The following is a 25,092-nucleotide window of genomic DNA, read 5'->3' on the forward strand; positions in this document are numbered from 1 at the left end:
TGGATATGCTTTTGTCGAACGCGCGATCAACGAGGCGCTTCCCTGGCCGGTCGAGCCATCCAGGAAGAAAACTGGCGGCTATCCTTGTCGCGCTCTCAGGCCTCTCGCAATGGACGCCCAGCGTTCATGCTCAAGGAGGGGCAGCCGTCAGCCTGAAACAAGGAGGCATTATTCGTTACGGGCATTTTCAAGAGCCTGCTTGCTTGTTCGGTGGGTGGGTGCAGCAATGGTATCTGCAACGCCAGTACAGCGATAATCTGGTTGCGCGCGACGAGGACGGCAGGATCGTGCCATGGCTCGCCGAGTCCTGGACCATCTCCGACGATAAGAAGGTGTACACATTCGAGATAAAGCCGAATGTGAAGTTCACGGACGGGACACCCCTGGATGCGCAGGCCATCGCCGACAATATCAACGGATGGCTCAGCAATGACCCCGATCTTCGCAATCCGACTGCCGCTCCATATCTTGGCGACAGCTTCGGATCGGCGAAGGCAATCGCTCCTCTCAGGTTGCAGGTAACCTTGAAGGTGCCGTTCCAACCCTTGCTCAACGTGCTCGCCCAATCCTCACAAGGTATTCTGTCGCCATCCGCGCTCAAGCGTGGACTTGCAGTGAATTGCGAGAACCCGGTGGGCTCAGGTCCGTTCATCGTCGACAAGTGGCGCCATGGGCGGGAGGTCACCTCCCGCCGCAATCCCGATTACAATTCGCCGCCGGCAACCGCGAAACATCAGGGCCCGGCTTACGTTGACGGGATCAGCTGGAAGTTTCTGCCAGATCAGACTGTCCGATACGGCTCGCTGATCACGGGTGAGACCGATGCCATATACGATATCCCGGCCATCGCCTGGAAAGACGCTCATTCCCGCTTTACAGTGTTGCGGCATATTACCGGCGGCACCCCTCTGCGCCTTGCGTTGTATGCGGCCAGGCCGCCTTTTGACGACGTGCTCGTCCGAAAGGCCTTTGCCTATTCTACTGACCGAGAGGCCGCGGTCGGCACATCCTTCCTTGGCTCTTTGCCATTTGAGGGCAACGGTGCGCTAAGTCAGAGCTCGCCGGAATACCTGCGCGAGCTCGGGCAGTCGTATGCCTACGATATTGAGAAAGCCAATCAGTTGCTCGACCAGGCGGGTTGGACCGAACGCGACCGTAACGGCGTCCGCGTCAAGAACGGTCATTCACTGATCGTGCGCGTTTCCTATTCGAACGCTTTTCTGAAGCCGGATGGCGAGCAAGCCTTGCAAGTTATCCAGCAGCAGGCAAGGGCGGCTGGTTTCGACGTGCGTTTTCAACCCACCAATCCGGCTGACTTCTTCGCCGGAAAAAACCTTGGCCCCGATGATTACGAGATCGTGCTGCTCTATTGGGTCGCACCTGGCGCCGAGATATTCCGGATTTCATGGAAGCCGGACCAGAATGGCGAACCCAATCGCTTCAATCCGTCGCGTTTCCAGGATTCGGCGCTTTGGGAGCTGATCCAAAAGGCGGAGCAGAATTTCAATAGCGCTGAACGTACCGACCTCTATCAGCAGGCGGAACGGAAGATCGTGGACGAGGCTCCTGTGATTGGCCTCACAGTGCTTGACGTGACTTTGGCCATCGGTCCCAACCTGAAAGGCGTCTGGCTGGACCATGGGTCGGTGGGTGAACCCGTCTTCTATGACGCTCATTTTGATGAGAAGAAATGACGCCGTGAAGCTCGTACTCCGCAACCCGCTTGTCTGGTTCGCGCGCCGCATACTTGCCGGTGCGGTCGTGGTCTGGGCTGCGGCAACATTCGCGTTCCTGATACAGTGTTTGCTGCCCGGCGATCGTGCCCAGATCATCATCAACATACGGAGTGGCAACGTCGGGCCAGCGCCTCCGACAGAGCTCGCAGCCATCAATGCGCAGTACGGCTTTGATCGACCGCTCGTGGTTCAATACGCAAAATACATATGGAACATCCTGCACGGAGATCTTGGTGATTCATACCTGCAGCATCGACCCGTCGCAGAGATCATCGCAGAGCAGATTGGCCCCACTATCGTTCTGGCGTTCGCCGCGCTGCTGACGGCATGGGCTATCGCCATATTGACCACCCTGTTGATCGCCGGCAGAGACAACGCATGGTCAAAGCTCCTCGGCGCCGCGCAAGTCTTCTTGGCAACCGTGCCGCCATACTGGCTGGCTACAATTCTGCTCGTCGTCTTTGCCGTGAATTTGCGGATTTTTCCCGTCGTCGGGGAAAGTTCGCCGATGGGACTCGTTCTGCCAACCCTTGCGCTGGCTCTCGAACTGTCGGGCTTTTTCGGACAAGTCGTTCTGAATGAGTTCACGCGCGTGCTCGAGCAGCCCTTCGTGACGTCCGCGCGTGCCCGAGGTATGAGTGATTTCGGCGTCAGGCTTCACCATGTTCTGCGCCATGCCGTATTGCCCGCAATTATCTTATCAGGTTGGGCGCTCGGCAGGCTCCTTTCAGGTGCGATTTTGATCGAGGTCGTTTTCGCCCGTCAAGGGCTGGGCGGAGTTCTTGTCGCCGCGACGTCCTCGCGAGACGTCCCGATTGTCTCGGGAGCGGTTTTGATCTCTGCCGGCCTGTTCGTCCTTGTCAGTGTGATTGTCGATCTTGCCTACCGGATGCTTGATCCGAGGATCAAGCTGACGTGAGCATGTTCGCAGAAGTCACCCTGTCTCGAGAACTGCGGGCATTCGTCCGCCACGTTCCCTTCCGGGTTGCTGCCTCGCTTGCGATCATCGTGTTTTTTGGCCTCGCGGCCATCGCGCCAAAGGTGCTGCAGACGCACGATCCGCTCGCAATTGATTTGAGCTCGTCATTGCGGTCTCCTTCGATCACCCATTGGCTGGGCACAGATCAATTGGGCCGGGATGTTTACTCCCGAGTGCTGGAGGGGGCAGGCCAGTCGCTTGCCATCGGACTTGGTGCGACCGCGCTGAGCATGTCCATCGCGCTCATTCTCGGCGTCGCCGCCGCACTTGCTGGTGGTGTATGCGACAGCCTTCTCAGCCGGTTTTTCGACTTGCTGTTCGCAATTCCCACGCTCTTGCTCGCTCTTGTGTTCGTGACAATCTTTGGGCCGTCGGTATCGACTGAGATCATAGCCGTCGGTCTGGGTACGGCGCCAGGCTATGCGCGCATGATCAGGGGCCAGATGCTTTCTGTCAAAGGGACGGCGTATGTGGAGGCGGCCAAGGCGCTTGGACATCCCTTTCCCCGCATCGTCTGGAGGCATATTCTTCCAAACGCGATGAGCCCGCTGACCGCAATGGTGACGATCGGCGTCGGTCAAGCGATCATCTGGGCCTCCGGCCTGGCCTTTCTGGGTCTTGGCGTTGCTCCCCCGGCCCCTGAATGGGGCGCGCTGCTCAATGCCGGGCGCAACTATGTGATCTACGCCTGGTGGCTGGAAATCATACCCGGCTTGGCCGTGACGATTTTTTGCCCTTAGTCTCACCGTCATCGGGCGCCACCTGCAGGACCGCCTGGAAGGAAAAAGCTGAGTGTTGCAGGCTAGTCCGAGACCTGTCTCGCAGCAGGCAGACCTCCTCACGATCGATTCACTGCGTGTTTCATTCGGGCGCGATATCGCGGCCAAAGCGGTCGTGCGCAATGTATCCTTCTCCTTGCAACCGGGCCGGTGCCTTGCGATCGTCGGCGAGTCTGGCTCAGGCAAGAGCGTGACCGCGCGGGCTCTCATAGGCCTCGCTGGTCGCCACGCCAATGTCCATGCACGCCAAATCAGCTTCGACGGGACGGACTTGACCGGCCTCGACGATCGTGGCTGGCGGCGCATCCGCGGCAACGGGATTGGTTTCGTGTTGCAGGATGCGCTCGTCTCGTTTGACCCGCTTCGTCCGATCGGCAAAGAAATTGGCGAGGGCTTGCTCCTGCATGGTGCCGTCTCGTCGCGCCAGGAGCTCGCACGGAGGGTGATTGCTCTCCTCAGGCTCGTCGGCGTCCCCGAGCCCGAAATCAAGGCCCGGCAAATGCCGCATCAATTGTCCGGTGGTCAGCGCCAACGGGCTCTCATCGCTGCAGCACTTGCGCTCGATCCACGTCTCCTTATCGCGGACGAGCCGACCACCGCTCTCGACGTGACGGCGCAGGCTCAGGTGCTGGCACTACTCGAGGAAACCAAAACGCGAGGCAAAGCTCTGTTCCTGATCAGTCACGATCTGGCAGTGGTCTCCCGCGTGGCGGATGAGGTCCTTGTCATGCATCAAGGCGAGGTCGTCGAACGCGGTACCGCCGCTCAGATATTCGGAGATCCGCGACACTCCTATACTCGCCAGCTGCTGGACGCCGTGCCATCAGGCCGGCCGCGCGGCTCACGTCTCTCGTCGTCGACTATTGGCGGGCGAACGGAGGCACCCGAGGGATCGCCGCCGACATCTCCTCCCGTCGTGCTCGAAGCGACAAACCTGGTGAAGCGCTTCAAGGGGCCGGATGGCACTTTACGGGCGGCTGTCGACGGCGTCTCCTTTGAATTGCGATCCGGCGAGACGTTGGGCATCGTGGGCGAGTCCGGATCAGGAAAGTCCACGATGGCGCGCATGATCCTCGCGCTCGAGGCTCCCGACGAGGGAGCCGTTCAGTTTGAAGGCCGAGCTTGGACCACGCTTGCCGAACGCGAACGGCGGGCTCGCCGGCGGTCGATGTCCGTCATTTACCAGGATCCTCTTAGCTCGTTTGATCCACGCTGGACCGTCGGACGCATTTTATCCGACAGCCTTTGGAGTAACGTTGAGACATCGCGCAAGCGTTACGAGCGCGTTTTCGAGCTGCTTGATCTGGTCGGACTGTCCCGGGCGTTGCTTGACCGACGGCCGCTCGAGCTCTCGGGCGGTCAGCGCCAGCGTGTCGCGATCGCCCGCGCGATCGCGCCAAATCCTGCCGTAATCGTCTGCGACGAGCCGGTTTCGGCGCTCGACGTCTCGATCCAGGCCCAGGTCCTGGACCTGCTCGGCTATCTCAAGCGCCACCTCGGCATGAGTTATCTCTTCATCTCGCATGATCTCGGCGTTGTTCGTCATATCAGCGATCGCGTCATCGTCATGCATCACGGGAGAATTGTCGACTGTGCCGCCACTGATGAGATATTTCTCAATCCACGATCTGAATATACCAGAAGCCTTATCGCCGCCATGCCCCGTCTCGTGCGCGATCCTGAGATAAGTCGTTCGTCGACGATTCTCGAAGAAGGCATCGCCCGAATGCTGCCGGTTTCGACTTTTCTGGATCATAAATAGCTGATCTTCGATCGCGCAGGTATTTGCCGTTTTGCGCGCCGGTGTGGTCACGATTGCGCGCTCGTTCATCGCTCCGCCAGCACAGTGTGTGGCTCGCGGTGAATCGGCCGGCGCTCGAAGCGGGCCAGTGGACTCGTGCACCAGCGAACTCGACGATGGAACGTGCCGAATTCCTTGACCATGTGCCGTAAGCCTTCTGGGCCATCGCCCTCTCGCGAGCGAGCTCGGAACCTGGTTTGTTACGAGATCCTTGCGAACCTGGTGCGATCCCTGACAAGAGACGGCCTTTGTCAGGTTCAAAACACCTGGCGTCGATCTGGCGATGTCGATTTCATCGCATTTATTCAGTCCCTTGTCGCAGCTGATCGGCTGGCACGGTCATTGCTCGGTAATGCCGAGTACGGCGCTACATAAGCGATCACTTTCGGCCGCAAGCCGTGGCTTCACTCTGAGAAAGAAACAAGAACGTGAACTTCGCGCATTCGGTCGACGGACGCATTTTCCGGAAAGAGCCGTATCGAGCCAAATCGCGTCTTTGGGATATCGGCGTAGTCAACAAGCCTGCTTGTCGACGTTGGTCGGGCTCGGCGAGCCATCGCAACAAGCAGTGGTGGAGGGGATGATAAATTCTGCCGACGCGCGTACCACCGCGGCCGCGAAGGGCCGCCGCGCAATTACTGCGTCATCGACCGATCCAGCCGCAGTTCGGCGGATGGCGGTGGAGTAATCGCGTGGCTTACCCGCATTTGCCGAGCGGGAAGAGCTCACGACAAAAAAGACAACTCGTAATCCGGGCTATACGGAAGCGTCGACATGTCGCAAACGATCGGCGCTAACAACGAGTGCAGCGCAACCGAAGAATCAGAGAACTGGGCCGGGCCGATAAATAGCTTTTCATCCGATGGAGAATTTGTTCGATACTGGAGCCGAGCTGCTGATCGGTCGCGCGCAGTGGTGGCCGTCGGAAGACGAACCGAGGAGGCGATCAGAAGAACGGGGATCGGCCTGCAGCTCTCCTCCGAGAACTTCAGGGGTCTCGACCTCTCCGATTTCCCGTTGCGGCGTTGCACACTCAATCGCGCGCAACTCTACGGAATAACGTTGGATCGGGCAGACCTTTCCGAGGCCAACCTTATATGTCCTGGGCTAGAGAGAGCGAGCTTCCGTGGCGCCAAGCTCGATTGTGCGTATATGCACGCGATTGCGGCACAGGTCTGCAACTTCGATGATGCCAGTCTGCGCAATTTAGTTGATGCCACCGGCAGTCTGTTTCACGGCTGCAGCATGAAAAGAACGCGTTTTGATAACGCGATGCTCAGTGGACTTCTCGCCTATCAATGCGACGCGAGCTACGCTGTGTTCGATGGCGCGGAGTTGCAAGGCTCGACCATCAATGAATGCTTCCTTTCTTCCGCGTCTTTTCGCTTTGCCAGACTGAGCCAGGTCACGATTACGAAGTCATATCTGGCTGCCTGCTCGTTCTTGCAGGCAAAGGGCGACTGTTTATCGATCATGCGTCCCACCTCGGTCGAGGGTCTTGTGCTGGAAGGCGCTCATCTTCCGTATCTGAGACTCTCGAAGGTGAGCGGCCAGATCACGGCGCGAGCACTGAGCGCCCCATTCGCTGATCTTCACCTGTCAAATCTCTCAAGGGCGGAGCTTGAACAGGCAGATCTGACCGAGGCGCGGTTGCTGTCCGTAAACTTGTCCGACGCCAATCTCGTCGGTGCCGTGTTGAACGGCGCATCAATTCGCTCCTGCCAGCTCGATGGAGCAGACCTGTCCGAGGCATCAGGCGAAAGCATCTCGATAACAGAAAGCACGATGCGAGCCGCCAAGTTCACGGGCTTTCGTGGCCGCTGTGCATTCGTGCGCGACTGCGATCTTGAAAATGCAGACCTATCGCAGGCTTACCTCTACCGGTCGATGATCACCGGGGATCCTCCGCAATCAATGGCATTGACCCACGTCAATCTCGAAGGAGCCAATCTCGTTCAGGCATATCTGGCGGCGGGAATGACCGGCAGCAATCTGGAGGCAGCGCGCGTCGCATACATTCGAATGAATCAATCGTCCTTGCGCGACGCGAATCTGAGTGGGATATCGCCGTTCCAGGCCAGCTTCGTGAAGGTCGACTTTTCGGGCGCAAAGATAACCACGTTCGAGCCGCCGTTTTTTGCAGATCGATGTCCGGGGCTTCAAGTCGCTATGCAGGGTGATCAGCCGCACGAGCAATCAAGCTATTTGGCTGAATTCTCGTCATTGATGAGACGTGGTCGAGAAGGCTCAACCTGACCTCCCAGAGCTTGGAATGCATTGGTGCGGTAGTCTGTGCGGTGAGCGAGAGAAGCGTCCTTGGGATTCGTTCGCGTGCGTGGTCCATACCAAGGGCTGTCTGCGATTTGACTAATCAGGGCTATTTGTGCGGTCGAAGAACTGGAGCGGTAAAATGCATCTGGCATGTCTTTCTGCAGGCAAAGCCTTCATCCGGGAGGTGGCGAGAACGGGTCAGACTATTGGGACGGTACACACCTTAGGTGCCCTGCATCTTGGGCATGCAGCACTAATCAGAAGGGCGGCATCAGAGAATGACGTCGCAATTGTCACAGTCTACCCAAACAAAATCCAGCTTCGACCGGGTGGGAGCTACGAGTTAAATTTGGACGACGATATTGGACTTGCCCTGCGTGGCGGGAGCAACTGCCGTGATTTCCTCGAACGACGCTGAAATGTTCCCGCCTGGCTATCGAACATTTGTATCGCAAGGCGACCATCAATTGCGTTTAGATGGGCCTGAGGCGTATTTGAAGGAAGCGGTTACCGGGGCAATCCGCTGGATTTGTTATGCGCGGCCGACCCGCAGTTATTTCGGCCTGAAGGATATCGGTCAGGCGATCTTGGTGAAGCGCGCCGTCGCAGACCTACTTCTTGATTGCGAGATACGATTTGTGCCCACGGTGAGATACAGGAACGGAGTACCGATTTCGTCGCGGCTACGACGCTTTAGCCGCTCCGAGCTCGACGAGCTTTCGTGTCTCTTCACGGCGCTCGACCATGCGAGGAAGGAGGTCGCCGAGGGAGCCTCGTGCGTCAAGGATCTGACAATATCGGCCGTATCTCTAGTAGCGTTCCGAAAGTTCAAACTAGATTTTATCCGGATCGTTGATGCTGATAGCTTCGAAGATCTGCAGCAAGTCAAGCTCCCCTTCATCGTCGTCGGCGCGGCGATGGCTCATGGGCTCAGGGTCTTCGACAGCATCTACGTTCCGGATCAGGATACGCTCCTGAATGGGCCTCCCGACGTCTGGATCGATTTGCCGGAACAGCCGTAGCCAGACTTCTGCATGGCGGGATACCGGCCGAAGAGCCGGTCCGGGCGCACGAGCGGGCTTGCGGCGGTGCATCCGGGTTATCTTGCCGCGGCAAAGGACCACCGCCGCCTTCCGGCGAAAGCTCTCATATTCCCGCCTCAGATTGATTTCGGAAAAGTCAATGCGATCCTTGCCGCCGGAAAGGGCAGGGGAGACTGCCTGCGCTTTTGGAATACGCTGCTGGAGCGCCGACCCGCTCGCAACCAGATGCGGCAACTCTGCCTGGCCCATTGGTGTGCAAAACCAGTATTGTTCGGCAGATGAGCATGCTCGATATGACCGAGCGGGCGGGGATTCCCGCGGCCTTGTCGTGCAAAGGCCGGCGATCACGGCACGCGCCATCGACCGTGCTCGAAGAGGCGGCAATTGCCGGCGTTCGCCTCTTCGATGCGGACCATGTGGTCATTCACAAGTGATCGAAAGCCGCCGCGAAGTGATGACGCTTCTTCCCAAATCCATTCGCATGCCGCGACCTGTTGAGGTCAAGGAACGGTCGATAACGGCATACGGGCGGAAGAGGAGTGAGTATTCGTGCCATTGCGCTTTTGCGCGTGAACGACTTGGCGTTTCGTCGAATGAGACTATGAGCGAGGAGTCCGCTCCAACATCGAGTTTTTGCCTTCCGTACTCCGATTAAGCTCACGATTGATGCGGTCCTCGACTCGGCGGACAGCAAGAAGCTGCAGTCGCGTTCGGGTCTTGCCACTGATCGTCTTGCCATCGACCTTAAAAGTGTAACGCCATTCGCCCGGCGAGGCTTCCCGAATGCTGTATTGCACGCCTCTGTGTTGCATAAAACAATTCAGCCCTGATCGCTCACGTCGTCCCGGCCGGCGCCGCCGTCGGTCGAGTGCAGCCAGATCCGGGAGGCTTCACGTGAGAACGTTGAGCTGATGGTGAAGGGAGCCGCCGATCCTGTCGGATCGGCGGCCAAGTCTAGGGAGGAAACGCCCGCTAGGGCAGCGGTAGCGAGACTACCGCAAGGCACCGCCAATCTCTTGGCGGATCTCGAGTGAAGATCTCTATTGCGGCAAGACCGGCGCAGATCTGCCGTACTCATCGCGATGGACGTGATGCGAAGAGGTCTGCGCATCGTTGGCTCCAATTAATTCAATTGAGACTGCACTAAAAGAAAAAGTTGCGTACGCGGCGTACCGACCGAGTTCTTTTCGCGTTTTCGTTACGTCTTCCACGGGCAGGGCGTGCTTCGCATCACGGATACGCCGAGCATGAAATGCGCAGCTTGCCATTTTATCGAAGCGGGCCGCCATTCGCGCGACGAACGTTTCGATCTCACGCCCGGAAGTTTTTTGCCAATCGCAAAAAGTTCATAAGCAATACGTGACCTTGCTCGGTCAGGACCGACTCCGGGTGGAATTGTATGCCATAGGTTGGTTGATGTCGATGTGCCAGAGCCATGATCTCGCCTTCGTCTGAACGGGCCGTCACCAGCAGATGCCGCGTCTCTGATGCATCTAGTTCGACCGCCAAAGAATGGTAGCGTCCAACGGAAAGTGGGGACGGGAGCCCCTCGAATAGCCCACGACCGTCATGCGTTACGCGTGACGCCCGGCCGTGCATGGGACGACGCGCACGCGCTACCCGTCCGCCAAACACGCTGCCGACGCACTGGTGTCCAAGACAGATGCCGAGAATCGGAGCATGGCCTGAAAGCTCGCGGACGACAGCAGTGGATATGCCGGCCTCCGTTGGCGTGCATGGGCCGGGAGATATGACGATGGCGCGCGGCTGGAATCGAACGAGGTCGGCGACGCCGATCGCGTCGTTGCGGACGACTTTCGTCTCTGCGCCAAGCTTGCGGAAATAGCGCGCGATATTGAACGCGAAGGAATCGTAATTGTCGATGATGTAGATCAAAACGCACCAGACAGATCGGCGCCGAAGGCATCGAAAAGCCGCCGTGCCTTGGCAAGCGTCTCCTCATATTCGGCTTCGGGATTCGACATCGCCGTTATCGCTCCCCCTGCATGGAACACAGCCAGGTCATCGTCGATCGTCACGGTGCGGATCGCGATGTTGGTGTCCATGTGCCCGTTGAATCCGACAAAGCCGATCGACCCGCAATAGACCTCTCGCGCCACCTTCTCGATATCCGCGATGATTTCCATCGCGCGCACCTTTGGAACTCCGGTCACTGAGCCCCCCGGAAAGCAGGCGCGGAGCAGACTGACGGCGTCATGGTCTGCGGCGAGTTCGCCTCTGACGATCGAGACGAGGTGGTGGACCGAGGCATAGGTTTCGAGGTTGCACAGTGCCGTCACCTCGACCGAGCTGTCCGTACAAACGCGAGACAGGTCATTGCGAAGGAGGTCGACGACCATGATGTTCTCGGCGCGGTCCTTTTCGGACGCGACGAGAATGTCGGCGCGACGCCGATCTTCATCCGGATCAGCGGCGCGCGCGATTGTTCCCTTGATCGGGCGCGTCTCGATCTGTCGTCCGTCGAGCTTCAGGAACCGCTCGGGTGAGCTCGATGCGATCGTCAGCTTGTCGTAGCGCAAGAGGGCGGCAAACGGTGCCGGGTTGGATGACCGGAGCTGACAATAGAACGTGACGGGATCGAACAGGGGCGATACCTTGGCACTGAAGCGTTGCGCGATGTTCGCCTGAAATATGTCCCCTGCCAGAATCAGCTCGCCGACGTGCTGGACCGCTGCTACGAAGCCTTCCCGACTGAAGTTCGAATGCCACGCGCCCGCCGTGCCGGGGATGATAATCCGTGGCGACCTTGGCCTGGCAAGCAGGGCGGCAAACTCGTCGGCGCGACGTCGCGCGCGCTCGGCTCGCCTAGTGGGGTCCGGGTCCGGCCATCCGGTCGAGACGATCCAGCACCTGTGGTCCCGATGATCGAAGCTGACCACGACGTCATAGAAATGTAGAATAGATTGGGGCAGCTGGAGACTTGGCATTGACGGCGCGCGCAGCCGCTCCACGGTTCGGTTCAGATCATAAGCAAGGAAGCCGGCAGCGCCGCCCTGGAACGGAGGGAGATCGGAACGATGCGTTGCGGGGTATCTGGCGAGAAGGTCGCGGAGGATTGCCCAGGGATCGCCTGCAAGCGCTCCTCCATTCCAGATTGCCTGTCCATCGACCACCGAATAGGTGCTGAACGGTTCGCAGGCCAGATATGAGTACCGGCCAAGCGGTTCGTGGCCTGTCGCGCTGTCGAGAAAGGTAAGATGAGGTCGCAGGGCCAGGCATCGCAGCGCCCTGACAGGCTCAATCCATTGAAACTGGCGGACGTGCATCGGCTATCGAGTGCCGACGATCAGCGGGCTGCGAAGCCGGATCTGATCGTAGGCCCGCCGTGAACAGGGGATGCTTTCGTCCGACACGTGCGAAGCCTCGAAGCTGATGATCAAGCTAACCACCACGAGCTGGTCGGCTGCGTCGCGCGACCTGGCTTACCCCTGCCATCCCGGCGAACTGCACGTCTGCGGAGAGATCGTAGTCGGCGGCAAACCGCAATTCCCGAAGCGGCCGGACGCGCCCGATCGCTTGTCGATACAAATCGTGCGTTTTGTACGCAGCGAGTTCCGTCTCGCTGTCGAATTCACCATACACCACGACATCGATCTCATTACCGAGCTGATCGCTTTTGCGGTTGTACGCAATCTCGAGCCGGCGGGCGTGGGGGATTGAGGTGAGAACCGACAGACCTTCAACAATCTGGTCGATACCGCAGCTATCCTTGGCTGTGAAGAAGACGATGTGACGGATCATGATAACCGCAAAGGTACGCCGCAACCCGGTCGTGTCTTATATCTGCATCAAGCCGAGCGCAATGCTCGAATGGCACCGTCAGCAGGAATGCTGTTCGCTGCTCGTGTCATTCCAGCCGTGCCGCAGAAGTTTACAGAAGCTTGAGCAGGATACGGGGTGTCTGCCGGCCCGGCGCTCCGTCCACGGCGTACGAACAGGCGAACCCTAATTGGCGCAATGCTCCGGGCGCTTTGTAAGATCAGGGCGACGACTGGGATCACAGGCCCTGCGCTGGTATGTGCCATCGCGAATACCAATCCATGATGCGGTCTTCTGTCGATCCTGGCTGATAGGCCGCCATGTCTTTGCGTACGAAGCCATCAGGATCTTACGAAAGCTGGAGTTGATTGGAAGGCTCCGCAACGATCGATGCTTCGGTGGGGGACGCTCGTCGCCGGAATTCGCTTCAGCGCCTGGCGGCGCATCAAGGCTGACTTGCTTTTCGCTGGCAAAATCCCGTAAGCGGACCGCGACACAATGCCCGGGCTGCAACGCGATCAGGTCCGCAACCGTGCTCAAGCCAGGCCAGAGCAGCAAGTGGCCTGTGCACAGACGTCAGGACAGGAGATCCATGCAGATTACGCTTATGAAGGGAAAGATTCATCGCGCCACTGTGACCCAGGCCGATCTGCATTATGAAGGCTCGATATCGATAGATCGTACGCTGCTGAATGCGGCAGGATTCCTCATCAACGAACGGGTGGAAATCTACAATATCGAAACGGGAGCCCGGTTTGCCACCTACGTGATCGAGGCGCCGGAAGGATCCGGCACGATAGGCTTGAATGGAGCCGCTGCGCGGCTCGCGATGACAGGGGACAAGGTGATCATCGTCGCCTATGCCTCCTTCGACGAGGCGGAAGCGATTAGATTCAAGCCCCGCGTTGTGCTGGTAGATCGAGAAAACCGGATATTGCCGGCCTGAATTCGAAAAAGCCGAGCCGCCGGTCTTCGCGTCAATGAGCCTTCTTGACGATGCTGCGAGACCTCAAGGAAATAGGCAACGAGGTCAATGTGATCGTCCAAGGGAGAGCAACTCGTGCCGCGACCCGAGCGTTTCGAAACGCCCCGCGCCCGGTGTGCAGTCTCAGGCCGCGAACAGGGCTAACCATGCATTGAACGATCATCTTGCGCCGGCGAGCGCGCCGCGTGTGTGAGGTCATTTTGGCCGGGTTCGAGGTTGGCGGGTGCACGGCTGGGGCAACGAGGCCAGGCTCCCGAGCCGCAGCGCGAGAAGTCCGAAAGTGTCAAAGCGAAAGCTGCGACTTTCTTCGGGGCTGAGATGACCTATCCTTTGCCAGGATCATCTTGATCGGCTGTGGGGTGCGACCCGCTGGCGCCGCCCGGTAGATGTTCGCGCGAATAAATCAATGCTCGCAAATCGTTTTGTCTTGGCCGGCCTGCGTCCAGGCAATGAAGCCAAACGGCGTAAATTCAGTCACCAATCGTAAAGCTGCAGTTCGAAGTGTACCGTTCTGCATCCATTGAGATACATCCTGCCAAATTCTGAACGCCGTCGTCCGATCCGGACGATATTTGCGCCCCGAAAACAATCCTGACCTGGTACAGCGCATAAAATGCAACTCAGAGGAGCCGCAACCGCGTGCGCGACAAACTTATGTGGTCAACCAGTCAACCGTGCAGTCGCTGCCTCGCATGAGCGAGTGAAGGGAATCGCCTGGCAGGCTCCGGCCCGACTGCCGGGAAGGTCGGGTGTTTCCGTATGCGGATCATCGCAGGAGGTAATCTTCCTAAGTGTAAGGGCGGTTCTCTCGACGGGCACAGGCTCGAGAGCCGGCATTGGGTATCGTGGAGAACTGGTATTGCGTATCGTGGAGAATGAAGTGCGTACAATGCTGGACATTCTCGTCGATGGGACAAAAGGTCAAGCTCGGTGAGGCCGCAGAGAATTGTGGTGACGGGTACGGGCGCCGGCGTCGGAAAGACCGTTTTCTGCGCCGGGCTCGTTAATCTCATTGGTGCGAAGTTCTGGAAGCCGGTTCAAGCTGGGGTCGAAGGAGAGACGGACGCCGAGCGTGTCACCCGGCTTGGCGTTCTTCCATCGGATCGCATCCTGCCCGAGCGTTACCGTCTGCAGGCCGCCGATTCGCTCCACTGTTCAACAGAAGCCGAAGAGGTTCGCATCGATACCGATTCGCTGGAAGTGCCGGATACCGGAGGGCAGCCACTTGTGATCGAGGGCACCGGCGGATTGATGGAGCCACTGAATTGCGGCTCGGTCTACATTGACGTTCTCGAAAAATGGCGGCTTCCAGTCGTGCTCTGCGCCGGCACTGCTCCGGGAACGATCAATTACTCGCTGCTGTCGATAGAAGTTCTTCGAAAACGTCAGATCGACATTCTCGGCATAGCCTTCATTGGCGAAAGGAATTCGGATGCCGTGAGAGCGATTTGCGAGATTGGCCGGGTGAGGTGGCTGGGGCGCTTGCCCTGGATCGCTCCCTTGTCGGCAGATACGCTGCATGCCACGTTCAGCGCATCCTTCCGGGGCGATGATTTCAGGCCATGATGCTAAAGAAGAGGTCGTTGATCTGGCGTCCGGCACGTGAATCCTGCTTCGGGACAGGATGCCAAAGGTCTTTCGCTGTGATGGGGCTTGTCTTTGACATGGTAGATGAGACCGTTCACATCATGGATGCCATCCCAAGTGTAGATGAAGGCATAGTTTGTCCGCAGGGCGCGTATGTTGGCCCGCAAATCACGGCAAACCGCGCCGCAATACTAGGCGCTTCCCTTCGCTGGCTCCAGGAGGCGCGGCCCGATTTCAAAGAAAAGGGCGCTGAAGCAGATGGATGCCTTCGCGACGTCATAGCGCGCTACGTGGAGTGGACTCCACGGACCAGAGCAGTCAGGTAAGAACGTAGGGTGATTTGTCGGCATGGGCGCACCGCGTGACGGCGCAGCCCGCCAGTGGCATAATTTTTCTGGCGAATCGAGTCACAAAAGCGGCGCGCGTGGCTAGGCAGCAAAAGAAAAAGCGAAACCACTGGGTATCTCAATCTTATCTTCGCCCCTTCTCGGTGGACGACGAGCGCCGCCGGGTCTGGGTGATGAAGCGCGATAGCCGCGAGGATCCAGAACTCAAGCCAATCAAGAAGGTGGCGACACAGTTTTATCTTTACGCGCCGTTCGGCCCAAACGGGCGAGATTACACCTTTGAAGACAAGCTGGCATCGCTCGAGCAGCAGTTCGGTGGTCCATTCTGGAAGTCCGTTACGACGGGTTTTGTTGATCTTTGCGATGCCGCGACGCGAAAAATCTTGTCGCTGCTTGTCGCGGTGATGTACTTGCGAAACCCTCTGCAGCTCGAGCAGATGCATGCGATGCATGAACAGATTGTTGGCTTTTATTCGCAGCATTCCAAGCTGCCCGATGCAGTTGAAATCGCCGGCAAGAGCTATGAGATCGACAAGGATAGCTGGCCCTCCTACCGGAGTGCGAGCGAAGATGACATCAAGCGCATGTGGCTCGATCAGGTTGGCTCAGCGACTTGGCTCGCGAAGATACTTGTCAGCATGCGATGGGCCGTCCTCTTTTCGGAAGAGCCCGTCTTCATTACGACCGACAATGCGGTCGTCGTGATTCATCCATCGCTTGAGTTCAGAGGATTGCGGAATGCCGAAACTACCATGCTGTTCCCGCTCAGCCCCACTCGTCTGCTTCATATTGACAACCGGATGTCAGAGCCTGACGGGCAATATTATCCGTTTACGGCCAGTCCTGGCGCTTTGAATGGACTGCTTTGGCGGTGCGCGATCAATGCCATGTATTCCTCCAGGCATCCCGATATCGTTTGCGCCGAGATATGTGCAGATGCTGGGGACAAAGGATTCGCGCCGCCCGCTGACGGGATGGCAAGCGATGGCGAACCGCAAAGGTGAGCGTGCCAAAGGCGGGGATGCTGGCCAGTGGATCGTTAGCGTGCCGCAGCTAGATGGACTTCGACCGATTGAAGGAAGTTGATGACGTTGCGCAGGACCATACCCTGGGCAACGCTCCTCTTGCCCAAGCGGAAGTCTTGCCTCCGATAAGCAAATGTCCTGTCAGGCGGTTGCTGCAATTGGTGGACCTAATCGGAAGCCGTCGTCCCTCACGAGATGACCGGCTGCACACCATGGGGCAACCAAGGGACGCGATGCTGTTGGGGCGGCCACCAAGCGCGCGGAGGCCGAAGCTGAGATGCTAGCGATTGCGGAGTCCTGGTTGCTGATCGGCCTCGTTGTTGGCTCGCCATGCCAGTTGCATCGCGCCAAAGTGCAGGATCCGATGATAGCGCGGGCCGGCGATTTTCGCGCTGGCGACCGCGGAAGCGTTCGCAGGTCTCGGTATCGACTACGATGGCGAAGATCAGCCGATGCTTGTGGCCCGGCGCTCGGATGAAGAACGTGTAGCTATAACGGGACTGAGTGAAGGTGCCCGTGACCAACTTTATCTGACACTGCGGCTTGCATTGTTGGAACGCAGAGGTTCGGAACCGATGCCGTTCATTGGTGATGATCTTCTCGCTAGCTTCGACGAGAAGCGAACGTTAGCGACCTTGCGTCTGCTCGCGGCGGCCGGAGCAAAAACGACAGATGATCATCTTTACTCATCACCGGCATGTGGCGGATCTCGCGCTGTCTCTCGCAGACTGTAGTGTCGATGTAATCGATCTATAGCCAGGCGATCGCGCGTGGCAGGCCGACCCATGTTAGTGGATGCGCCAGTGAGCCCATGGTGTCTAACCTATACCGGGCGTCGGCGGCGCCGGCGCCATTTCTTCGGACAATTCGCTTCCTTGGATGAGTGTCGGGCGCACGTCCTTCACCAAGCTCAATTTTTGCCAGCGATCGAGGATTGGCGACGTGATCCGGTCAGGGGCCGGTAGGTCCTTGAGCGCCACCGGCCAAATGTCGAGGATCGCCTCGACCGTACGTCGAACCTCGCGCTCAATGAGACTTTCCTCGATCTTCCAAAATTTGGACAACCGCGCGATCCGGGCGACATCGATGATCGTGGGGTCCGAAGATCCAGAGAGCTTCAGCGCCATGCGATCGCGCTGATAGGTTAACGTCGATACGATGTCGTAGGCCGGCGTGAGGCGCGGAGTGCGGCCGTCTGCGAAGAGGAATGACCAATTCTTGAGGTGCCCGTCGCCGTTGCCGAGCATTATGTCGACGACCAACCGTCTGATGGCCTCAAACGCGTCGCCCAGTGGGTCCATGGAGAAACGCTTCACGACGTTGACGATCGTGTCCTGGTTGGCCCAGAAGTATTTCTGGTCGTCTGTCGCACCGAGAATCTGCGAGAAGTCTTCGGTGTGGATGCGTACGCCGCCTTGCGCGCGATCGAAGCGCCGGATCGCCAGGGAGTGAGTTCCGGCCTCAATCATCTGCTGGGGAAGTCCGTCGATTTCCTTCGATTCGACCAACCGGGCATCCGACACGGTCACGCCGGCCAGTTTCGCCAGCTGAAGGGCGGTGTACTCGTTTTCGACGAGGAATGGATACTTGTTCGTCGGTATCTTGAGGATGATGTCTCCTTGTTCGTCCTTGGCGGGCACTGTCAGTCTGTCGACGATCTCTTTCATCGAGAACTTCAACTGAACGCCCGCGATCGAAAAGCTGATCGGCTTCTTCGGCGCCGGCATGTGCTCGACTGGGGCTGTCGGCGCAGCCTCACCCGCTTCCCGCTTGGTCAGGATCGCGCCGGGAAGATCGGCGCCTAACCGGGCGAGGACGTCGTACCTGTCGAACGCGCCTGTGCCGAACTCGCGCTCCACGAGGTCGAGCAGTGCGCCTTCTGGCAGCAGATTGTCGAAAAACGGCATGAGGTGAGTGCCGCGCGAAATCTTGTCGTTCGACGTCTTCAGACGGTCGAGCGTCTGCTTTTCGTCCGCTCCCTTCCAGGCGAGGCTCGCGATCGGGCGGCTCTCGCCGAGATCGAGGTAGGATCTGTCGATCTTGAACTCGACCTCTGCGTCGGTCTTTCGGGTGAGCGTGCCAACGCGGATCTCCGTTTTGGGCCCGGGGCGGAGGAAGACCCCCAACACGCCGGCTCGGTTACGGACGGGCATTTGGGATCTCCTCGTCCTCGGCCGGATCCGGGATGAACAGTTCGTCGTACACGCTCGGAGTTTCGGCCGGGACGTGCGTCTCCGTCGGCGATGGGTCGCCGAGGGCTAAAGCTTGCGCTAGCTTGTCCGTCGGGACAAAAACTAGGCTCAGTCCCACGGCTTCGCCGAGTTGGGCCAAAGTGTCGACGGTCACGTTCGCCTTGCCGTTTTCGATGACGCTAATCCGTCCAGCCGTGTTCGCAGACCGATAAGCGACGTCGTTCAGCCGCCAGTCGCGTTTTCGACGAGCCTGCGCGATCTGGTCACCCAAGCGCTTGCGTGTGTCGAACTGCTCCATGACTTTCCATATATGATAAGATAGGGTTGAAAGTACAATATATGGAAATTTCTGACAGGTCAAGCGCGGTATTGCACTAAAATGTAACATCTCCAAGAAATTATAATATAATGCACAAGAGGTGTTTTGGTAGGGGGCCGTGACGCCGTACACCTATGCAGGGTGGCCTTGGAGGCCATCATTGCGGCTGCATTAGGTGCCCCAGGGGTCTGCCACGGCCTTGTCGCTCGACGCAGTACCACACACCTTTTAGTTCCGGCCGCGGGACGAAGGCGGTCTGGACGTTGCTGTAGATGACGTCGCGCCTTCTTTGGCGTCGGCCCACCTTTCGAGCCGCCGCATCCTGCGGCGGAGCCCCGATAGCTATCGTGACGCAGTACAATCGAGAGCCAGAGGCGCGCCTAGACCCGGCCCAAAAGACCAGGTTTGCGGCTCGCATGGAGATCAAACCTAACCCCGGTCCGTCCAACGCTTCGCGCGCCGATGAGCGGACGCCGGCCGCACGGGCAACCAGGCTCGGCATTGCTGTCTTCGAAGCATTGTCATTCTTGCTTTGGGGCGCTGCGGTTTGAAGCCAGCGAACTGCTCGATTCGACTAGCGCTACCTCGGCTTGGCGGCTGGGATCCATCGACACGTTCTTGTCTCCTCCCACTACGTTTGTGCCATTACCAATGCCAAGTGTTGAGATGCCTTGGTACTCGACCGAAGTCGCCGGAGCCAACCGAATGGCGCGAATTGCCCGGCGAGAACGGGCCCTTGCCGAGGTCGCCCGCTTTTCCCGGATGCTTATTTTACCTAGATGCGAGGAATCGCCATCGCTTGGAGACCTTGAGCGGCGTGGGCTACGTGCGCTTGAGCGGCGGCATTTTCTCGAAGCCCCCTGAAGAACGCCGCGTTCCAACTATTTTCGCCCTGAGTTACCATACTGCTCAGCAACGACCTTTCTATCTCCGCGACAACAGCTGATCGCGGGATGGGGACGATGTTGCCTACCTGGTTTCGCAAGTTCTGTGGATAGTTTGCCCAGAGGTTCTCTGCGTTTCGATGAAACTGCGGCCCTAGAACGTTGCGCAGATGAAAGCCGATTCGGCTGCGCTCCTTTGCATTGAACTTCGGCAGGGGGGGGCCGCCTCAAATCGCGCTGCGGAATACGGGCCGATGATCTTCGTTAGCCAAAGTGGCTTGGCAGCAAGGGCGTCGAAGTATGGATGCAAAAAGCGCTCATCCGCGGACGCCCCCTTGTACGTCTGACGCTTAGCGCCTGAATTGCAGTGAGAGCATGCCGGCACCAGATTCGCCGCCATCAGCGAAAATTCCGGAAAGTCTTCTTTCGGAAGAAAATGGTCCACGCTTCCAGTCACGGACGATCCGCACATCGGGCAGCTTTGCAGCTGCATGTGACGAATATCCACGCAATCCGCGCTTTACGAGCAGGGCAGTAAATCGCCGCTCTGGTGGAGATTTGCTTTTTGACCATCTCCGGCCGAGATGGAAAGGATTGCTGGCCTTGAATGTTCCTGTTGTGTTCTGATGGGGCGCCGACGAACTGACACTTGGCTTGTGCTGCAGCTTCGTGGGCATCCTCAGATGCCACGCAACGAGTCTCTTCGAACATCACCGATGTCCAGCGAGGGGCTTCAGAACGGAGCTTGCGTCGTCGACAGTCCTCGCCACGGCGAATTCGACATAATTGCCATAGACGAGTCAGATGCCCCTTCAAAGAGGATGCCTGAAAGCCGCGGCTGCTTGAATACCAGCACTCCAAAGGGTGGGGCTTGGCGAAGTCGCGTAGCCACAATGAGCGCGGGGATTACTATCACGAACGTGTCGGTGGGTGGCGGTGAAGGGCTCGACGCCAGGCGGCTGCAATCGATCTGCCCGATTGTCCCCTCGGCGACAACGAAGCGAGAGAGCCATGGCGTGTGATGGTGCGTAAGTTGTTCGGTCAGCATGCTGACCGTCAATTTGATAAGCAATCCGCGTGCGAACCAACGAGCAAGTTGGGGCTATCCAGGTCTGTGAGCGCATCGATCGTGGCAGCGAGTCAGGCAGTCGTACGGGTGGACGCCTATTCAAAGTCGGGGAGATCTCGCCGAACTCTCACTTCGTCAGGCAACCCGTTCCTGCGCGCGAGCATCAGCAAGGCATTCTTCCATTGCAGGAGATCTTTCCGGCGGCAAGTGCACCGAGCGCGCGAGCAGCGCACGTTTGTATTGGTTGCCTGCGTATTCCTTGGCGTTCCGGTCCCATCACGACAAATCACAGTTCGGTTCAGGATGAGGCTGGCAGAGGAATGGTACGATTAGTACCAAACGGAGTATCTGCTGACTTGTGAAAACACTATCTGCGCTTGCCGATTTGTCGTAGGTCCTTTTGATCCGGCCGGGCCAGACGATCTCCTCAGGCGCGAAGCAATTCATCCCTGGAGCAGATAATCAGAAGACATGGGATACGCCGACACTTTCTGGTTGTCTGGTCAGACGTATCCGGACTAGGCTCGCGTCCGGGTTGTGCAGCGTCGCGTTGAGCAAGCCGTCCAATTTTCCGAAGGGCCGGGTATTGTGAAGTCCGGCGCGGACATTGAAGCCGCGGAAGGCTGGACACTATAAGGCGAGCGAGCCATTGCCGACTAGGCTTGGCGCGAGGCCGGTCTTCTACTGACGAATTTTGAGTGCGCTAGCTTATTTGACTAGTTTATATTGGGGGATTTTATGAGCATGCAGACGAACGCAAATCGCCTGTGTTTGTTTAGCGCGTTTTTGGTGTTGAGTGGGTGCGCCATTGCGCCAGTCACGGATGACGTTGCGCACATTTCAGCGTCCAATATTGCGAGGCAGGTCCGCTGTGAAGCCCGGCAGGCCGTAATCAATGCGTTGCTTGGTTATCTCGCAAGTCCAGACAACAACATGAATAAAAACAAGCTCGACGACTATTCGTATGCTGTTGGTGTCGAACTGCAGCGGGCCTACAACGAGAATCCCGAGTCGATCAGAACCTTCGATCCTTCTCAGGTGACCGGTTTTGCCCGCACTGTGACAAGGCTCCTCTACAGCACAGGGATAGCCTACTATTACGATCTGACGGGCCTGGAAACGAACAACATAGATCCGGCTGCGAATTTGATTCGGCCGACGCCTATCACATCACTTGTGACCCTCGGCCTTACCGGAAATTTCGACAGGCAGAGACAGAATGAATGGTCGTTTACGATCACCGACAACTTCGGAAACCTCGTTCAGAAGACAAGCGAGAGCTATTGCACCAACCATTTGGCTAGAGCTGAAGATTATGTCTATCCCATCGCCGGAAAGGTTGGCCTCGCCAAGATGATCAAGGAATTCACCTTGATGAGCCTTTTTGAAAATCTCGATGCGGTCAACAAGGACGTGGCGGCAGTGAAGAAAGGACCGCCGAGCATGGTTCAGCAGCTTCAGTTCACCACGACTATAGGTGGCGGCGCATCGCCTAAAATTGTCTTCGCGCCGAAGGGAGCGTCGTTACAGGTTACTGATGTGAGCTTTCCCATTGCGTTGTCGCGCAAGGATACGCACCAGCTGACGGTGGGGCTATATCTGGACAAGGGCGAGGGAAAGATTCTCGAGGCGGCCAGAGGCCCGATTTATGAAGGGTCGCTTATCACAGCGACAGGCGGAAGGGCCGAGCAAGGCGCAGCTCGTGCAGTTCAGCAATTTCTGGCACTAAAGATCTTCAAACCGGCACTGTAGGAGATTCCGACATGGCAAAAGTTAAAAAAGCTAAGAAACGCACACCATCGCACGTTGGGAAGGCGAGAAAAGCTGCCAGGACCGGCGCGGCGCCAAAGCCCGCCCGTGCAGGAGGAGCCCACGTCGACTTTGGTGTGCACGGCTTGGGAAAGATCATGAGTGCCATACATAACGCTGGCCTGAGTGAAGAACTCAATGCTCATCTCAGGGATTCCGGTCAGTTCGTCAAGGTGCGTCGGAAAAGCCTGACGGCGATAAAAGAATTCGTGAAGGACAAGCCGCAGCTCATCAATTTGGCCAGGACGATCGGAGAATGTGACTGTCCACCCGACGATCCCGGTTGCGTCTACATTCCGGGCTAGGTCGCGCTGGCGAGTAGCGACGAAGAGACCGGGCCGCGAAACGGTCCGGCGTTCGCCTTTGGTGCCGAGCTACGGGCCAGTGATTTCGACGCAAGGCTCGCGGTCAGTGGCCCGGGCTCATCTTGAATGTCCGGCACTCAAGAATTCTTCTTGTGGAGAAAGCTGACCTGTATTTCAGCTAGGGGGCCTTGCGGAAGAATTAAACGACAGTGCGGTTTGAGAGTGTCGAAGTTTCCTGGTGGCCGATGTCAATATCCGTTCGCTTCTTTATTTTCTCTCCCGAGGGCGTCCAGCGGGTCTCGCAGCGAATCCTGGCTGATCTGTACAATGAGCGAAAGCGCATGCCCCAATTTGCGGGTGCCAAGCTGAAAGTGGCAAACGCAATCATTGAGCTCAGCCAGCGCAGACCTGTCCGATTCCTGAAGCTGGATGGTTACTACCTTGAATTCGACAGGAACGGCGGGATCCGCGAAGCCCAACTGAGCAAATTCGTTGATGCGATGGAAACGTTCGACGATTTTGAAAGGTGGAAGCGGCGCAGAACAGGAAGTTCAACAGTCATCGACCTCAAGCCAAAGCTGGCTCGCGACAAGTGGGAGCGAGAAAACCTTTGGGAGCCAACCAAGGAAGACATCGCCACAATCGCCAACGACATTTTCGATGAAGGCGGCCCGCGGCTCAAATGGGCAACAGCCGTTTCTGCATAAAGCCTTCATATGCTCCGCGGTCTCATGAGGAGCCCCTGTTAGTGCTCGCAGGTAAGCGGGATGTGGCCCCGAAAAAGAGGCCGTGTCCTTCGGGCAAGAACATCGCTCGGTCCTGATGGAAGATAGCAGGGACGGAGGCGAAGTCAGCCTCGGTCCCCAAACGGCGTCAAATCACAGCGGACGGCATGTCGGGTAAAGGGAGAAACAAAGTGGCTAGACCGCTGATTTCTGAAGTCAACAAATGGCAGTGGCTGATCACTTGGGACAACCCTTCGCCAGCCGACTCTTCTGCCATGCTGGATGCTCTTTCCAGGAGAGGCAAGATCAGCCATGTACAGACGAAAACGACGATCCTCCTGGCTCCGTATGCCAAGTCTTCGTGGCGTCAAGTGCGCAACGCGATCGAAGCGAACCTCAACCAATCCAGACTAAAGCTGGGCAAAGCTGTGTATGTCAATTTGCGTACCGGCAAATGCTTCGAATGCGTGATGTCTCGTCCCCCTGCACGTCGGTGGAAGCGGGTTAAGACCTAAGGCTTGCGGCTGGCGCGGAGCAAAACCAACGACCCAATCACGACCATTGACGAAAACGCAACATGGGCAAAAGCGACGAATCACAGAAACTCGGTTTCAAGCATCACGCAAAGGTACATTCTTTCAGGATCGGCACCGCCATACTGACGTGGGTGCTTCTGGGAGCCGTGCTGTTTTACAAGCCGGAGTGGATACGTGATGGCATGCGGGCCGGCACGCGGGCCATTGAGACCGTCGGAGACGCGCTTCCCGGCTATTGGGGCGCACAGGCCGAAATCGTGCTGCGTGAGCTTCTATCCAAATTTGCCGGTGCGGCCGAAGATTTCAACGAGAATGAGGCGCTGTTGGTGGATCCGAACCACCCTCAAGAGATCGCCGCCGCTATTTCGAAGGCCGCCAACATGCCGCTCGAGGAGCGTGTCACGCGCTGGCGGTCGATGATGGATAAAATCGAATCTTTCACCATTCACGACTGGTCGGCGGACAACGTTCGAGAGCTCGATAAAAGCCGGGCCACCGTTCCGGCTGATCAGTTCCACCGTCTCGGTCTCGGCTGGACCAACGAGGCCCAAATGCCGCTGTTCCGAAGGCACGCCGAGGCGCTGGCCACCTATAACGAGATCGACCCCGCGGATGCCGCCTTGAAGGAGGCGGCCTTTGAAGACGAGAAGAAGGCCTATGAGGCGTTAGAGGCCTCACTGATACATACCCAGGACAGACTCTGGAATCTGCCGGTGGACACAGCTCCGATTGGTGTTCGTCCCGAACAAGAGCCTGGTGCCGGGGAGGATTGACCGGGCGAGCGGAACAGCACGGCGAATGACGGGCTTCTGTAACAGGACAGAGGCACAATATAGATTTGGCGGCTGAGACAGTTCTTGCGGGCCCCGCAGCCGCCCGCAAGATGAGCGGAACGTCTCGGCAGATGGGCAGTCAGGAAT

23 protein-coding genes are annotated in these 25,092 nt (G+C 58.0%); 17 read left to right on the plus strand and 6 right to left on the minus strand.

Annotation, left to right across the window (positions count from 1 at the left end; translation table 11 throughout):
* The first annotated feature begins 5 nt into the window (after positions 1 to 5).
* The 8 genes from ACVW17_RS15855 (at position 6) to ACVW17_RS15890 (ending at position 9,043) form a co-directional block, all read left to right on the plus strand.
* A complete protein-coding gene (locus ACVW17_RS15855; protein WP_456797474.1) occupies positions 6 to 1,694 on the plus strand; it encodes an ABC transporter substrate-binding protein in 1,689 nt (562 codons plus the stop codon).
* A 4-nt stretch (positions 1,695 to 1,698) separates the two neighbouring features.
* Positions 1,699 to 2,655, plus strand: coding sequence for an ABC transporter permease (locus ACVW17_RS15860; RefSeq protein WP_456797475.1), 957 nt, complete (start codon positions 1,699 to 1,701; stop codon positions 2,653 to 2,655).
* Positions 2,656 to 2,657: 2 nt separating this feature from the next.
* Positions 2,658 to 3,455 carry an ABC transporter permease gene (locus ACVW17_RS15865; RefSeq protein WP_456798964.1) on the plus strand — a complete coding sequence of 266 codons (798 nt, stop codon included), beginning with the start codon at positions 2,658 to 2,660 and terminating at the stop codon, positions 3,453 to 3,455.
* Between the two features lie 52 nt (positions 3,456 to 3,507).
* A complete protein-coding gene (locus ACVW17_RS15870) occupies positions 3,508 to 5,256 on the plus strand; it encodes a dipeptide ABC transporter ATP-binding protein (protein WP_456797476.1) in 1,749 nt (582 codons plus the stop codon).
* Between the two features lie 813 nt (positions 5,257 to 6,069).
* Positions 6,070 to 7,551 carry a pentapeptide repeat-containing protein gene (locus ACVW17_RS15875; protein WP_456797477.1) on the plus strand — a complete coding sequence of 494 codons (1,482 nt, stop codon included), beginning with the start codon at positions 6,070 to 6,072 and terminating at the stop codon, positions 7,549 to 7,551.
* Between the two features lie 154 nt (positions 7,552 to 7,705).
* A complete protein-coding gene (locus ACVW17_RS15880; RefSeq protein WP_456797478.1) occupies positions 7,706 to 7,984 on the plus strand; it encodes a pantoate--beta-alanine ligase in 279 nt (92 codons plus the stop codon).
* Entirely contained in the window at positions 7,962 to 8,588 is a 627-nt protein-coding gene (locus tag ACVW17_RS15885) for a pantoate--beta-alanine ligase (RefSeq protein ID WP_456797479.1), read from the plus strand. Before ACVW17_RS15880 ends, ACVW17_RS15885 begins: the two co-directional genes overlap by 23 nt.
* Positions 8,589 to 8,893: 305 nt before the next feature.
* Positions 8,894 to 9,043: a hypothetical protein gene (locus tag ACVW17_RS15890; RefSeq protein ID WP_456797480.1), complete on the plus strand. Its 150-nt coding sequence runs from the start codon at positions 8,894 to 8,896 to the stop codon at positions 9,041 to 9,043.
* A gap of 877 nt (positions 9,044 to 9,920) precedes the next feature.
* Here the strand turns inward: ACVW17_RS15890 and ACVW17_RS15895 are convergent.
* From ACVW17_RS15895 to ACVW17_RS15905, 3 genes are all read right to left on the minus strand, one after another.
* The gene (locus ACVW17_RS15895; protein WP_456797481.1) at positions 9,921 to 10,505 is read right to left on the minus strand and encodes an anthranilate synthase component II; all 585 of its coding nucleotides are present in this window, start codon (positions 10,503 to 10,505) and stop codon (positions 9,921 to 9,923) included.
* Positions 10,502 to 11,896, minus strand: a complete 1,395-nt coding sequence (gene pabB, locus ACVW17_RS15900) for an aminodeoxychorismate synthase component I (RefSeq protein ID WP_456797482.1) — start codon at positions 11,894 to 11,896, stop codon at positions 10,502 to 10,504. The genes ACVW17_RS15895 and pabB overlap by 4 nt, the downstream gene beginning before the upstream one ends.
* A gap of 115 nt (positions 11,897 to 12,011) precedes the next feature.
* A complete protein-coding gene (locus ACVW17_RS15905; protein WP_456797483.1) occupies positions 12,012 to 12,371 on the minus strand; it encodes a Dabb family protein in 360 nt (119 codons plus the stop codon).
* 610 nt (positions 12,372 to 12,981) lie between these two features.
* On the opposite strand from ACVW17_RS15905, the gene panD reads away from it, so the two are divergent.
* The 3 genes from panD to ACVW17_RS15920 all read left to right on the plus strand — a co-directional run bounded on the left by panD (position 12,982) and on the right by ACVW17_RS15920 (position 16,312).
* Positions 12,982 to 13,335 carry an aspartate 1-decarboxylase gene (gene panD / locus ACVW17_RS15910; RefSeq protein WP_456752619.1) on the plus strand — a complete coding sequence of 118 codons (354 nt, stop codon included), beginning with the start codon at positions 12,982 to 12,984 and terminating at the stop codon, positions 13,333 to 13,335.
* Between the two features lie 969 nt (positions 13,336 to 14,304).
* Entirely contained in the window at positions 14,305 to 14,940 is a 636-nt protein-coding gene (locus ACVW17_RS15915) for a dethiobiotin synthase (protein WP_456797484.1), read from the plus strand.
* Positions 14,941 to 15,322: 382 nt separating this feature from the next.
* A complete protein-coding gene (locus ACVW17_RS15920; RefSeq protein ID WP_456797485.1) occupies positions 15,323 to 16,312 on the plus strand; it encodes a DUF4238 domain-containing protein in 990 nt (329 codons plus the stop codon).
* Positions 16,313 to 17,151: 839 nt separating this feature from the next.
* Here the strand turns inward: ACVW17_RS15920 and ACVW17_RS15925 are convergent.
* The 3 genes from ACVW17_RS15925 to ACVW17_RS15935 form a co-directional block, all read right to left on the minus strand.
* On the minus strand, positions 17,152 to 18,486 hold the full coding sequence (locus ACVW17_RS15925) for a type II toxin-antitoxin system HipA family toxin (protein ID WP_456797486.1): 1,335 nt from the start codon (positions 18,484 to 18,486) through the stop codon (positions 17,152 to 17,154).
* Positions 18,473 to 18,823 (minus strand): helix-turn-helix domain-containing protein, encoded by a 351-nt coding sequence (locus tag ACVW17_RS15930; RefSeq protein ID WP_456797487.1) that lies wholly within the window; start codon positions 18,821 to 18,823, stop codon positions 18,473 to 18,475. Before ACVW17_RS15930 ends, ACVW17_RS15925 begins: the two co-directional genes overlap by 14 nt.
* Before the next feature lie 1,059 nt (positions 18,824 to 19,882).
* Positions 19,883 to 20,221 (minus strand): HNH endonuclease, encoded by a 339-nt coding sequence (locus tag ACVW17_RS15935; RefSeq protein ID WP_456797488.1) that lies wholly within the window; start codon positions 20,219 to 20,221, stop codon positions 19,883 to 19,885.
* Between ACVW17_RS15935 and ACVW17_RS15940 the strand changes: the two genes are divergently transcribed.
* The 6 genes from ACVW17_RS15940 to ACVW17_RS15965 all read left to right on the plus strand — a co-directional run bounded on the left by ACVW17_RS15940 (position 20,104) and on the right by ACVW17_RS15965 (position 24,945).
* A complete protein-coding gene (locus ACVW17_RS15940) occupies positions 20,104 to 20,355 on the plus strand; it encodes a hypothetical protein (protein ID WP_456799036.1) in 252 nt (83 codons plus the stop codon). The genes ACVW17_RS15935 and ACVW17_RS15940 overlap by 118 nt on opposite strands.
* Positions 20,356 to 21,541: 1,186 nt before the next feature.
* Positions 21,542 to 22,549 carry a hypothetical protein gene (locus ACVW17_RS15945; RefSeq protein ID WP_456797489.1) on the plus strand — a complete coding sequence of 336 codons (1,008 nt, stop codon included), beginning with the start codon at positions 21,542 to 21,544 and terminating at the stop codon, positions 22,547 to 22,549.
* Between the two features lie 11 nt (positions 22,550 to 22,560).
* Positions 22,561 to 22,911 carry a hypothetical protein gene (locus ACVW17_RS15950; RefSeq protein WP_456797490.1) on the plus strand — a complete coding sequence of 117 codons (351 nt, stop codon included), beginning with the start codon at positions 22,561 to 22,563 and terminating at the stop codon, positions 22,909 to 22,911.
* Between the two features lie 341 nt (positions 22,912 to 23,252).
* Positions 23,253 to 23,618, plus strand: coding sequence for a hypothetical protein (locus tag ACVW17_RS15955; RefSeq protein ID WP_456797491.1), 366 nt, complete (start codon positions 23,253 to 23,255; stop codon positions 23,616 to 23,618).
* 209 nt (positions 23,619 to 23,827) lie between these two features.
* On the plus strand, positions 23,828 to 24,151 hold the full coding sequence (locus ACVW17_RS15960; RefSeq protein ID WP_456797492.1) for a hypothetical protein: 324 nt from the start codon (positions 23,828 to 23,830) through the stop codon (positions 24,149 to 24,151).
* Between the two features lie 62 nt (positions 24,152 to 24,213).
* Entirely contained in the window at positions 24,214 to 24,945 is a 732-nt protein-coding gene (locus ACVW17_RS15965) for a trehalose-6-phosphate synthase (RefSeq protein WP_456797493.1), read from the plus strand.
* The last annotated feature ends 147 nt before the right edge of the window (positions 24,946 to 25,092 follow it).

This window comes from Bradyrhizobium sp. USDA 4473 (genome assembly GCF_054063335.1).